Genomic DNA, 11,852 nt, shown 5'->3' on the forward strand with positions numbered 1-11,852 from the left:
CTGGTCCCGTGCTGCTGCGGCCCGGTGCTGCCGCGGTCCGGTGCTGCCGTGCTCCAGTGCCGCCGCGTCCCGTGCTGCCGCGATCCGGTGCTCCCGTGCCGCCGCGTCCCGCGCTGCCGTGGCCCGGCGCTGCGCTGCTCCCGTGCTGTCGCGGTCCCGCGCTGCCGCCGTGTCCGGTTCGTCGTGGCGCCGGGGGCAGGCGCCGGCCATTGCGAGGGTCAAGGGGCAGGTGTCGGCGCCTGCGGGCCGAGGGCGGGCGTCAGCCGTTGCGCGGGGCCGGGAAGACCGACGGGCGCTGCTCCTCGCGCAGCGTCTGGCTGCCCGACGTCGGCTGCGGCGGCATGCTGCGGGCGGGCGGGACCACCGGAATGGTGCGGGTGGCGGCGCCCGGCTCCGCCGCACGCTCCTGCTCCAGGGCGACGCCCGCCTGCGGGGCGCGGCGCGAGCCGTAACGGCGGTGGACCGCCTGCTTGGTGACTCCGAGCGCGGAGCCCACCGCGTCCCAGGAGAACCCGAGCGAGCGGTCGAAGTCCACCGCCGCCGTCACCAGGGTCTCGACGCTGTCCCGCAGCTCCTGGGCGAGCCGTACGGTCGGGGCGGGAGCGCGTCCGTAGACGACGAAGCCCGTCGAAGGAGCGGTGCGGCGCGGACGGTAGACATTGCCCAGCTGGGCCGTGAGCGTGCGCAGTGCGTCCACCTGCCGCCGGACCCGCTCGATGTCCCGCACGAGCAGGTGCAGACTTGCCCGGGCCTGGGCGTCGTGGGTTGCGTGGTCGGCCATGGATGAGCCTCTCGAACCGGCGTGAAAGGGGCGGGCCGCTGGGGGAAGGGCGACCCGATTCGGTCAATCTCCTTTGACCAACGCGCCACCCGGGGTTGGGTCACGCTGCGGGGGCGTACACGCATATGCGCAGGGCGCTCTTCCTTCCGTACGCCCCCTGACCTGACGGCCCTTAGACTGGTGCGCTGCCCTCCCTCCAGCTCTCGGCTCCGCCCGAGCAGGGAGGAAACCCCGTCGCCCCGAGATGCGAGGTTTTCCCGCGTGAAGCTCGTCTTCGCAGGCACCCCCGAGGTCGCCGTACCCGCCCTGGACGCCCTGCTCGCCTCCGGGCGGCACGAGGTGGCCGCCGTCGTCACCCGGCCCGACGCGCCCGCGGGCCGTGGCCGGCGGCTCGTCGCGAGCCCCGTCGCCGAGCGCGCGGAGGAGGCCGGGATCGAGGTCCTCAAGCCGGAGCGGCCGCGCGACGAGGCGTTCCTCGCGCGGCTCCGCGAGATCGCGCCCGACTGCTGCCCGGTCGTCGCGTACGGCGCGCTGCTGCCCCGCGTCGCGCTCGACATCCCGGCCCATGGCTGGGTCAACCTGCACTTCTCGCTGCTGCCCGCGTGGCGCGGCGCCGCGCCGGTGCAGCACGCGCTGATGGCGGGGGACCAGGTGACGGGCGCGTCCACCTTCCAGATCGAGGAGGGCCTGGACTCCGGTCCCGTGTACGGCGTCGTCACCGAGGACGTGCGGCCCACCGACACCAGCGGCGACCTGCTCACCCGGCTGGCCTTCGCCGGTGCGGGGCTGCTCGCCGCGACGATGGACGGCATCGAGGACGGCACCCTGAAGGCGGTGCCGCAGCCCGCCGAGGGCATCACGCTCGCCCCCAAGATCCAGGTCGAGGACGCCCACGTCGACTTCGCCGCCCCCGCGCTCCGGGTCGACCGGGTCGTCCGCGGCTGCACCCCGGCGCCCGGCGCCTGGACCCTCTTCCGCGGCGAACGCCTCAAGCTCATCCAGGTCGCCCTCGTGCCCGACCGCACGGACCTGGCCCCCGGCGAGCTCGCCGTCGGCAAGAACAACGTGTACGCCGGCACCGGCTCGCACGCGGTGGAACTGCTCTGGGTCCAGCCCCAGGGCAAGAAGCCGATGAAGGCGGCGGACTGGGCCCGCGGCGTGCGGATCGCCCCCGGAGAGCGCGTCGGCGCCTGAGGGTGCTGCTCCCGATACCTGAAGGATCCTGGTGGGACTGGACGGTCCTCGGCCACGACGGCGGCCGGCTGACGCTGGCCGCCGGCCACGACCTCACGTACCACCACGGACTCGAGGTCGTTCTCACGGACCCGCTCTACGGCCGGTGTCCGATGTCCTTCTCGGACCCGGAGTTCCGGCTCCCGACGCCCGAGGAGCGTGCGGAGGTGGCCCGCGCCGTCGGCCAGGAGCCGCCGGTGCTCGTCGCCTTCGAGGCGGACGGCGGGGGCACGGAACCCGTGTCCTGTCTGATCGCCGCCGAGGCCTGGGCCGTCCGGCGGGGGCACTTCCCCCACCGCTAGGGCGGGGCCTGGGCCTTCGCCTGCGGCTCGCCCGGCCCGCCCCGGCCGCCCCCGGGCGTTACGCTGAGTGGTGCCGGGCCTGCGCGTCCGGCGGACCCCTCATCTCATCGATTCATTCTCACGCGGAGCACCTTTGAGCGAGCAGGCACGTCGCCGCACCCCCACGTCCTCCAAGGCCCCCCGGCCGCACCGGCGGCCCAAGAAGGATCCCGTGCGGATCCTCGCCTTCGAGGTGCTGCGGGCCGTGGACGAGCGGGACGCGTACGCGAACCTCGTGCTGCCGCCGCTGCTGAAGAAGGCACGCGAGAAGAACGAGGGCTTCGACGGGCGGGACGCGGCGCTGGCCACCGAGCTGGTGTACGGGACGCTGCGGCGGCAGGGCACCTACGACGCGATCATCGCGGCCTGTGTCGACCGGCCGCTGCGCGAGGTCGACCCGCCGGTGCTCGACGTGCTGTCGCTCGGCGCGCACCAGCTGCTCGGGACCCGGATCCCGAGCCACGCCGCCGTGTCCGCGACCGTCGAGCTGGCCCGCGTGGTGCTCGGCGACGGGCGGGCCAAGTTCGTCAACGCCGTGCTGCGCAAGATCGCGCAGGACGACTTCGACACCTGGGTGGCCCGGGTCGCGCCGCCGTACGAGGAGGACGCCGAGGACCACCTCGCCGTCGTCCACTCGCACCCGCGCTGGGTCGTGTCCGCGCTCTGGGACGCCCTCGGCGGCGGCCGTGCCGGGATCGAGAGCCTGCTGGAGGCCGACAACGAGCGGCCCGAGGTCACCCTGGTCGCCCGGCCCGGCCGGGCCACCACCGAGGAGCTGGCCGCCGCGGCCGAGACCGAGCCCGGGCGCTGGTCGCCGTACGCGCTGCGGCTCTCCGAGGGCGGTGAGCCCGGCGCGATCGAGGCCGTGCGCGAGGGCCGGGCCGGTGTCCAGGACGAGGGCAGCCAGCTCGTCGCGATCGCCCTCGCCAACGCGCCCCTCGACGGCCCCGACGCCCGCTGGCTCGACGGCTGCGCGGGCCCCGGCGGCAAGGCGGCCCTGCTCGGCGCCCTGGCCGCGGAGCGCGGCGCCGCCCTGCTGGCCTCCGAGAAGCAGCCGCACCGCGCCCGCCTGGTCGAGCGCGCGCTGGCCGGCAACCCCGGCCCGTACCAGGTCATCGCCGCCGACGGCACCCGTCCGCCGTGGGGCGAGGGCTCCTTCGACCGGGTCCTGATGGACGTGCCCTGCTCTGGGCTCGGCGCGCTGCGCCGCCGCCCCGAGGCCCGCTGGCGCCGCCGCCCCTCCGACCTCGACGGCTTCGCCCCGCTCCAGCGCGGGCTGCTCACCGAGGCGCTGCGGGCCGTGCGCGTCGGGGGAGTGGTCGGGTACGCGACCTGCTCGCCGCACCTCGCCGAGACGCGGGTCGTCGTGGACGACGTGCTGAAGAAGGTCGGCGGCGCCGAGCTCGTCGACGCCCGGCCGCTGTTCCCCGGCGTCCCGGAGCTCGGCGACGGCCCCGACGTCCAGCTGTGGCCGCACCTGCACGGCACGGACGCGATGTACCTGGCACTGATCCGCCGTACGGCCTGAGGGGCTGACGGCCGACGTCAGCGCCCGTGCGCGCCAACATGAGTAGGGGTACTCATGAGTTCTGCGTTGCGGGTGCGATGTACTGTTCCCGGCTGAAGATCCACACGGGTGAAACGGGGGCTGTACGTGGCGTGGGACGAGTGGGAACAGATCAAGGCCGAGAGGGCCGGTGGCCCGCCCGCGGCGATGCAGCTCAACCACGTGCCGGCCGAGCCCGACGCCGGGCCGAGCGCCGTGACCCGCGGCCTGAAGTCCAGCAAGAAGGCATGGACCACGGCCGGCGAAGGGGTGGGCTCCGTTCGCGGGAGCATCGGCACCGCGCTGACCAAACTGGAGGACGGTCAGGCGGGGCTCGGCGCGACCACGGGCTGTCTGACCGCGGCCGCGCAGAAGGACGTCTACGACTCCTGGAAGAAGTACGCCGAGAACGTCGGGAAGCGGTGCGGCTCGCTCCAGGGCATCCTCCAGCAGGTCGGCCACGACGTGCTGACCACCGATGACGCGGTGAAGGGCGAGATGGACCGGCTGAACCGCACGTACGCGGACACGGACGCCGTCGGCGGCCAGTCGAAGGGCAGGTGACCGGGGGGATGGACTACGCCACCCTCAAGGCCTTCAAGCCCACCGAGTTCGAGGGCGCCGCCGACGGATACCGGGCCTTGGGCAACACGGCCCAGGAGGCCAAGAACCACATCGAGAACACCGTCGCCACCGGCATGCGCAAGTCGTTGTCGGGCGAGTCGGCGGACGCGGCGCAGAAGCAACTCCAGGCGCTGGCGAAGAACTTGCACTACACCGTCACCGAATGCCATGTGATCAGCACGGCCCTCAACGGGTTCGCCTACGACATGGCGGCCGCCAAGCGGAAGCTCGACGCGGCGGTCGCGGACGCCCAGGCGGACGGCTGCACGGTGAACGAGAACGGCTCGGTGAGCTATCCGGCGGGCCGGAAGCCGGGGGAGGAGAAGGACACCGAGGGCGGCACGGTGACCGGCAGCCCCGGCGGCGACGCGACCTCCGACGCCCTGGAGCGTCAGGCGGCGAACATCCACCCGAACCCGAACTACGGCAAGGCGATGGGGTACGCGGACCGGATCGCCGACGCGCTCAAGGAGGCCACGGACGCCGACACGAAGTGGGAGCCGAAGATACGGGCCCTCAAGGCCGATGACGACCTGACCGTGTCGGACCGGGACTGGACGGACGTCACCTCGGACACGGGAGGCGTACGCGGGGCGGCCGACGCCTACCTCGGCTCGATCAAGCCGCCGCCCAAGAACGACTTCGCCTACGACAACGCCGACTGGTGGAACGGCCTCACGGAGGAGCAGCGCGAGGCCTACGTCTCCATGCACCCCGCGAGCATCGGAAGCCTCGACGGCCTCCCCTCGACCGTGCGCGACGAGGCGAACCGCACGGTGCTCGCGGAACAGCGGGCCGCCAAGCAGCTGGAGTACGACGCCTGGCTCAAGAAGGAGCCCGAACACTACCGGCCCTACATCAGCCCCATCACGGGCCGCGAGGTCAAGGGCGCGATGGTCCCGACGGACGAGTGGAAGGAGTGGGAGGAGAAGCGGAAGCAGCTGGAGAACGGCTACAAGGGCATGGACGACATCCAGTCCCGCTTCGACAGCTACACGAGCGAGAGCACCCGCCCCTATCTGCTCGGCTTCGACGGCAACGGCATGGGTCGCGCCATCGTCTCCATCGGCAATCCGGACACCGCCGACAACGTGGTCACGTACGTGCCCGGGACGTTCGCCAAGCTCGAGTCGATCGACGGGGACCTCACCAGGGCCCAGCTTCTCCAGGCGCAGGCCGAGGCCACCGATGGCTCGCGGAAGACGGCCTCGATCGTGTGGCTCGGCTACGACGCCCCGCAGGGGATCATGACCGATGCCACGGAGACCAAGTGGGCCGACAACGCGAAGGAGCCGCTCGGCGACTTCATCGACGGGATCGAGGTAGCCAATCACCGCGAGAACGGCGTGAACCAGACGCTTCTGGGTCACAGCTACGGCTCCCTGGTGGTGGGCGAGACGATGGAGATGCACATCGATCTGCCGGTCGACAACGCGATCATGGTCGGCAGCCCGGGTGTGGGAGTGGACCACGCCAAGGACCTGAACATCCCGCCGGACCGTGTCTTCGCGGCCACAGCCCAGAACGACCTCATCAACCTCGCCCCGCCCGTCGCCAGAGACCCGCTCAGCCCGAAGGCGTACTGGGACACCTTCTTCGACGGCGACGAGATCGTGCACGGCACCGACCCGACCTCGGAGGACTTCGGGGGCCAGGTCTTCGAGGTACCGAACGGGAAGCTCCCGCTCGTGCACGACTGGGAGATGATGCCCGCGCACTCCCAGTACTGGGACAACAAACCCATCAGAAGCCTGGCCAACATCGTTACCGGAGGACAGCCGTGAACCTGCGGAAAGCAATCCCGGCTGCTGCACTGCTGGCTCTGACGGTCACGGTGACAGCGTGCGGGGCACAGGAAGACGGCGGAGAAACGGCGAAGCAGATCACCATGAACGAGCAGCAAGCGATCGACCGGGCGGAGCAGATCATCCACCAGGCGGTGGACGCCATGTCGCCCAAGCCGACTCTGGAGCGTACCGGCCCCGAGACCGTCGGCCCCTGCATCGCCCGGGACGACCACGGCCCGGACGACCGGCGGCAGGTCACCCTCTTCTACAAGCTCACCGGTGTTCCGGGGTCCGAGGCCAGGAACCTCGTGCTGCAGGCGCGGGATGCCTGGCTGAAGCAGGGCTACAAGTACAACTCGTCGGACGAGAAGGACATGTCCGGCCCCTTCCCGTGGGTCAGCATGCGCACGGAGCCCGATGACTTCTGGATGGAAGGCATCACCGGGGTCCTGGACAGGGCCAAGGGCGAGGGCATCGCCACCCTGAAGGTGAGGTCCCCCTGCTTCCTCCCGCCCGGCAAGGCCTCCTCCTCCGCCGATCCCGCCGCGTTCGAGTCCCAGGACGCCGACGACCCCGCCGCGCGCCGGGCCCTCGGCCACTCCAGCCGGATCTACGACGCGCTGCGGGCGGCATCGGCGCCCACGGGGCCCGGGGAGGGCCTCAGCAGGGTGCGGGGCGCGTCCGGGACCGCGGTGCACCACACCTGGTCGACCCAGGTGCTGCCGGAGGAGGAGCGCGCGCCGGCTGTGGCACGCGCGCGGGCGTACTTCGAGGGCGCGGGATGGCGCGTCCGCCCCATGCCGACGTCCGAGGGCCACCCGGGTGTCGTCGCCGGCCACCCCGAGGAGCACACGGTCGCGCAGGTCGTGGTCTCGGCCACCGGTGCGGTGCGAGTCGCCGTCACGACGCCCGTCGACGGTCCGGAGTCCGCGGACGCATGACAGCCGTTCCGCCGGCCCCTACCGGCGGAATCTGCTGGTCTGTACCATTACGTCCTCCGCGTGATGCGGCCCCCGCACGATCCACACCGCTTCGCGGCAAAGAAGTCCTCAAGAACATGGCAGGCTTGGCACATGGCGCAGATCAATCCCAGCATCCTGTCCGCGGACTTCGCCCGGCTCGCCGAGGAGGCGAAGGCGGTCGACGGCGCCGACTGGCTGCACGTCGACGTGATGGACAACCACTTCGTGCCCAACCTGACGCTGGGCGTGCCGATCGTCGAGTCGCTCAGCCGGGCCACGGACACCCCGCTCGACTGCCACCTGATGATCGAGGACCCGGACCGCTGGGCCCCGCAGTACGTGGAGGCCGGCGCCGGCTCCGTCACCTTCCACGTGGAGGCGGCGGCCGCGCCGGTGCGCCTCGCCCGGGAGATCCGCGCGAAGGGCGCCCGCGCGTCCATGGCGCTCAAGCCGGCCACGCCCATCGAGCCCTTCGAGGACCTGCTGCCGGAGCTCGACATGCTCCTGATCATGACCGTCGAGCCCGGCTTCGGCGGCCAGGCCTTCCTCGACATCATGCTGCCGAAGATCCGCCGCACCCGTGAGCTGATCTCCAAGCACGGCCTGGAGCTCTGGCTCCAGGTCGACGGCGGCGTCTCCGAGTCCACCATCGAGCGATGCGCCGAGGCCGGCGCCGACGTCTTCGTGGCCGGTTCCGCCGTCTACGGCGCCGCCGACCCGGCCGACGCCGTCCGCTCCCTGCGGGCCAGGGCCGAGTCCGCGACCGCCTCGGCGGCGTGGGCATGTGGCCACTGAGCCTCCGCTGACCCACCGGTACGTGAACGCGGTCCGTCGGGCCGCCGACACGGCCGCTCAGGACCCGCCGGATCTGACAGGATGAACGGTGAGTCCAGAGTGTGAACGCAAGCTTGAAGAGCAGCACCAGAAGCGGCGACCGCGGCGCAGCAACGAAGCGCGCCGGGGGCACGCGAGCAGCCGTACGTGAACAGCAGTGAGGAGATCGCGGTGGCGGGTATGTCGGCGGGACGGTCGGCCCTGCGCATGGGACCCGCGGAACTCGTGCAAGCGGCGGCCATGGCGCGCCGCTTCTACCTCGAGGGCAAGTCGAAGATCCAGATCGCCGAGGAGTTCGGCGTGAGCCGCTTCAAGGTGGCCCGGGTCCTGGAGACCGCCCTGGAGCGCGACCTCGTGCGCATCGAGATCCGCGTGCCGGCCGAACTGGATGCCGAGCGCTCCGACGCCCTGCGCGCCCGCTACGGGCTGCGCCACGCCGTCGTCGTCGAGTCGCCGGCCGAGGGCGAGGACGAGTCGCCCGACCCGGAGAACCTCGGCGAGGTCGCCGCCGACCTGCTCGGCGAGCTGGTCACCGAGGGCGACGTCCTCGGCCTCGCCTGGGGCCGCTCCACCATCCACATGGCCGCGGCCCTCGACCGGCTCCCGCCCTGCACCGTCGTCCAGCTCACCGGCGTGTACGACGCGGGCACGGCCGAACGCGGCTCGGTGGAGGCGGTCCGGCGCGCCGCCCAGGTCTCCGGCGGCGAGGCCCACCCCATCTACGCGCCGATGCTCCTGCCCGACGCGGCGACCGCCAACGCCCTGCGCAGCCAGACCGGCATCGCCCGGGCCTTCGAGTACTTCGACAAGGTCACCGTCGCCTGCGTCTCCATCGGCTCCTGGGAGCCGGGCATCTCGACCGTCCACGACATGCTCTCCGACGCCGAGCGCGCCCACTACGCCTCGCTCGGCGTCGCCGCCGAGATGTCTGCGCACCTCTTCGACACGGAGGGCCGGCGAGTCGGCCGGGACCTCGGCGAGCGCTGCATCACCGTCGAGGCGGACCGGCTGCGCCGGATCCCCGAGGTCGTCGCCATCGCGGGCGGCCAGCGCAAGGCGGCGGCGATCGGCGCGGTGCTCCGCTCCGGTCTCGTCACCAGCCTGGTGACCGACCGGTCCGCGGCCGACTACCTGCTCACCGAGTTCAGCCCGGGCCCGCGCCCCGCGCTCGACCGCGCGGACCCCGACGGCATCTGACGGCGCCACCGGACCCGGCCCCGCCGGGCGGGCCCTGACGGCGACGCCGGGGGCCCTGACCCCGCCGGACCCTGACCGCGCCCACCCGCCGACCGGTGGGCGCGCCCCTACGCCGGGCCGGGCCCCGGCGATGGCAGCATCGGGCCCATGATCCTGCGATGCGCCCGGCTCGGGCTCGCCCTCCTGGCCGGGCTCGCGCTGCTCCTCACGGGACTCACCGGACTCACGGGCTGCTCCCGCGACGGTGCGGGCGCGGGCGCGAGGGACACCGCCCCGTCCCGTACCACCGCCCCCTCCCGTACCGCGGGCGTCGCCCCGGCAGCCACCCCCACCTCCGCCTCCGGCCTCCCCACCGTCCGCGAGGCGGAGCTGCCGCGCGAGGCCCGGCGGACCCTCGCCCTCATCAGGAGCGGCGGACCCTTCCCGTACGCCAGGGACGGCGCCGTGTTCTCGAACTTCGAACGCCTCCTGCCCCAGCGCGGGCGCGGCTACTACCACGAGTACACGGTCAGGACCCCGGGCGAACGCGACCGCGGCGCCCGGCGCATCGTCACCGGGCAGCGCGGGGAGACGTACTACACGGACGACCACTACCAGAGCTTCCGGGAGGTGGTCACCGATGAGGATCGATGACGCCGTCGTCCTCGACCTGCACGGGGTCACCGACAAGACGGCCTTCATCAACCGCTGTGTGCGCACCCTGCCGCTGCCGGTCTGGTTCGGCCGCAACTGGGACGCGCTCGCCGACTGCCTCGCCGATATGCGCGAACCCATGGCGATCGTGGTCACCCACTGGCAGGCTTATGCCGAGGCCGAGCCCGACGAGTGGTCCATCGCCCAGGAGGTGTTCTCCGCGGCGGCCCGGGCCAGCGCCGCCGGCCTCGTGGTCCTCCTCTCGCTCGGCGGCGACCCCGCCGATTTGGAGGATCGGACAGGCGCCACCGCACCAGGCTCGGACGATTCGCCCGCACCGCCCGCGCCCCCCGGCGTGGGACAATGAACTACGTGCTTTTTCCCCTGGCTGAAATGCCTAGGGGCCGATCCGAACGACTGGGATGTCAGCACGTGCGTTTCCTCAATGACGTCAAGCCGCCGTACGACCTCACGTACGACGATGTGTTCATGGTGCCGAGCCGCTCGGCCGTCGGTTCCCGCCAGGGCGTGGACCTCTCCTCGCCGGACGGAACCGGTACGACGATCCCGCTGGTCGTGGCCAACATGACCGCCATCGCCGGCCGCCGCATGGCCGAGACCGTCGCCCGCCGCGGCGGCCTGGTCGTCATCCCGCAGGACATCCCGATCGACGTCGTCACCGACGTCATCGGCTGGGTCAAGTCCCGCCACCTGGTCCTCGACACCCCGATCGTCCTGGAGCCGCACCAGACCGTCGCCGACGCGCTCTCGCTGCTGCCGAAGCGTGCGCACGAGGCCGGAGTCGTCGTCGACGAGCACCGCCGCCCGGTCGGTGTCGTCACCGACGCCGACCTCTCCGGCGTGGACCGCTTCACCCAGCTGTCCGAGGTCATGTCCAAGGACCTGCTGCTCCTCGACGCCGACATCGAGCCGCGCGAGGCCTTCCACACCCTCGACGCCGCCAACCGCCGCTACGCCCCGGCCGTCGACGCCGACGGCAAGCTGGTCGGCATCCTCACCCGCCGCGGCGCCCTGCGCGCGACCCTCTACACCCCGGCCGTCGACGCGAACGGCAGGCTGCGCATCGCGGCCGCCGTCGGCATCAACGGCGACTTCGTCGGCAAGGCCAAGCAGCTCCTCGACGCGGGCGTGGACACGCTCGTCATCGACACCGCGCACGGCCACCAGGAGTCGATGATCAACGCGATCAAGGCCGTGCGTGCCCTCGACCCGCAGGTCCCGATCGTCGCCGGCAACATCGTCGCCGCCGAGGGCGTCAAGGACCTCATCGAGGCCGGCGCGGACATCATCAAGGTCGGTGTGGGCCCCGGCGCCATGTGCACCACCCGCATGATGACCGGCGTGGGCCGCCCGCAGTTCTCCGCCGTCCTGGAGTGCGCCGCCGAGGCGAAGAAGTACGGCAAGCACGTGTGGGCCGACGGCGGTGTCCGTCACCCGCGTGACGTCGCCATGGCGCTCGCCGCCGGCGCGTCCAACGTCATGATCGGCTCCTGGTTCGCCGGTACGTACGAGTCCCCGGGCGACCTCCAGCACGACGCCCAGGGCCGCGCCTACAAGGAGTCGTTCGGCATGGCCTCCGCCCGTGCCGTGAAGAACCGCACCAGCGACGAGTCCGCCTACGACCGCGCCCGCAAGGCGCTGTTCGAGGAGGGCATCTCCACCTCGCGCATGTTCCTCGACCCGCAGCGTCCGGGCGTCGAGGACCTGATCGACTCGATCATCGCCGGTGTCCGCTCCTCCTGCACCTACGCCGGTGCGAGCAACCTCGCCGAGTTCGAGGAGCGCGCCGTCGTCGGCATCCAGTCCGCCGCCGGTTACGCGGAGGGCAAGCCGCTGCACGCCAGCTGGAGCTGAGCCACCCCGCTCCGACGCCGCGGGCCCCCGGGAAATCCC

12 protein-coding genes are annotated in these 11,852 nt (G+C 72.4%); 11 read left to right on the forward strand and 1 reads right to left on the reverse strand.

The genetic code is table 11. The annotated features are described in order from the left end of the window. Positions 1 to 259 precede the first annotated feature (259 nt). Positions 260 to 781: a hypothetical protein gene (locus ACFWJO_RS24290; RefSeq protein ID WP_386868242.1), complete on the reverse strand. Its 522-nt coding sequence runs from the start codon at positions 779 to 781 to the stop codon at positions 260 to 262. Positions 782 to 1,042: 261 nt separating this feature from the next. Between ACFWJO_RS24290 and fmt the strand changes: the two genes are divergently transcribed. The 11 genes from fmt (at position 1,043) to ACFWJO_RS24345 (ending at position 11,813) form a co-directional block, all read left to right on the forward strand. Beyond that, on the forward strand, positions 1,043 to 1,975 hold the full coding sequence (gene fmt / locus ACFWJO_RS24295) for a methionyl-tRNA formyltransferase (protein WP_384422444.1): 933 nt from the start codon (positions 1,043 to 1,045) through the stop codon (positions 1,973 to 1,975). A gap of 2 nt (positions 1,976 to 1,977) precedes the next feature. Continuing rightward, entirely contained in the window at positions 1,978 to 2,316 is a 339-nt protein-coding gene (locus ACFWJO_RS24300; RefSeq protein ID WP_386868244.1) for a hypothetical protein, read from the forward strand. A gap of 133 nt (positions 2,317 to 2,449) precedes the next feature. Further along, positions 2,450 to 3,883: an RsmB/NOP family class I SAM-dependent RNA methyltransferase gene (locus ACFWJO_RS24305; protein ID WP_386868245.1), complete on the forward strand. Its 1,434-nt coding sequence runs from the start codon at positions 2,450 to 2,452 to the stop codon at positions 3,881 to 3,883. A gap of 108 nt (positions 3,884 to 3,991) precedes the next feature. After that, positions 3,992 to 4,465, forward strand: coding sequence for a hypothetical protein (locus ACFWJO_RS24310; protein ID WP_386868247.1), 474 nt, complete (start codon positions 3,992 to 3,994; stop codon positions 4,463 to 4,465). Between the two features lie 8 nt (positions 4,466 to 4,473). Continuing rightward, positions 4,474 to 6,309 carry an alpha/beta hydrolase gene (locus ACFWJO_RS24315; protein ID WP_386868249.1) on the forward strand — a complete coding sequence of 612 codons (1,836 nt, stop codon included), beginning with the start codon at positions 4,474 to 4,476 and terminating at the stop codon, positions 6,307 to 6,309. Between the two features lie 104 nt (positions 6,310 to 6,413). Then, complete coding sequence (locus tag ACFWJO_RS24320; protein WP_386868251.1) at positions 6,414 to 7,253, forward strand: hypothetical protein; 840 nt, start codon at positions 6,414 to 6,416, stop codon at positions 7,251 to 7,253. Between the two features lie 132 nt (positions 7,254 to 7,385). Then, a complete protein-coding gene (gene rpe / locus ACFWJO_RS24325; RefSeq protein WP_384422455.1) occupies positions 7,386 to 8,069 on the forward strand; it encodes a ribulose-phosphate 3-epimerase in 684 nt (227 codons plus the stop codon). A 186-nt stretch (positions 8,070 to 8,255) separates the two neighbouring features. After that, on the forward strand, positions 8,256 to 9,305 hold the full coding sequence (locus ACFWJO_RS24330; RefSeq protein ID WP_386868253.1) for a sugar-binding transcriptional regulator: 1,050 nt from the start codon (positions 8,256 to 8,258) through the stop codon (positions 9,303 to 9,305). Between the two features lie 147 nt (positions 9,306 to 9,452). Then, the gene (locus tag ACFWJO_RS24335) at positions 9,453 to 9,938 is read left to right on the forward strand and encodes a ribonuclease domain-containing protein (protein WP_386868255.1); all 486 of its coding nucleotides are present in this window, start codon (positions 9,453 to 9,455) and stop codon (positions 9,936 to 9,938) included. After that, entirely contained in the window at positions 9,925 to 10,305 is a 381-nt protein-coding gene (locus tag ACFWJO_RS24340) for a barstar family protein (protein ID WP_384422461.1), read from the forward strand. Before ACFWJO_RS24335 ends, ACFWJO_RS24340 begins: the two co-directional genes overlap by 14 nt. Positions 10,306 to 10,370: 65 nt before the next feature. Beyond that, positions 10,371 to 11,813 carry a GuaB1 family IMP dehydrogenase-related protein gene (locus ACFWJO_RS24345; protein ID WP_386868257.1) on the forward strand — a complete coding sequence of 481 codons (1,443 nt, stop codon included), beginning with the start codon at positions 10,371 to 10,373 and terminating at the stop codon, positions 11,811 to 11,813. The last annotated feature ends 39 nt before the right edge of the window (positions 11,814 to 11,852 follow it).

It is taken from the genome of Streptomyces sp. NPDC127092 (assembly GCF_042722475.1).
GTDB lineage: Bacteria > Actinomycetota > Actinomycetes > Streptomycetales > Streptomycetaceae > Streptomyces.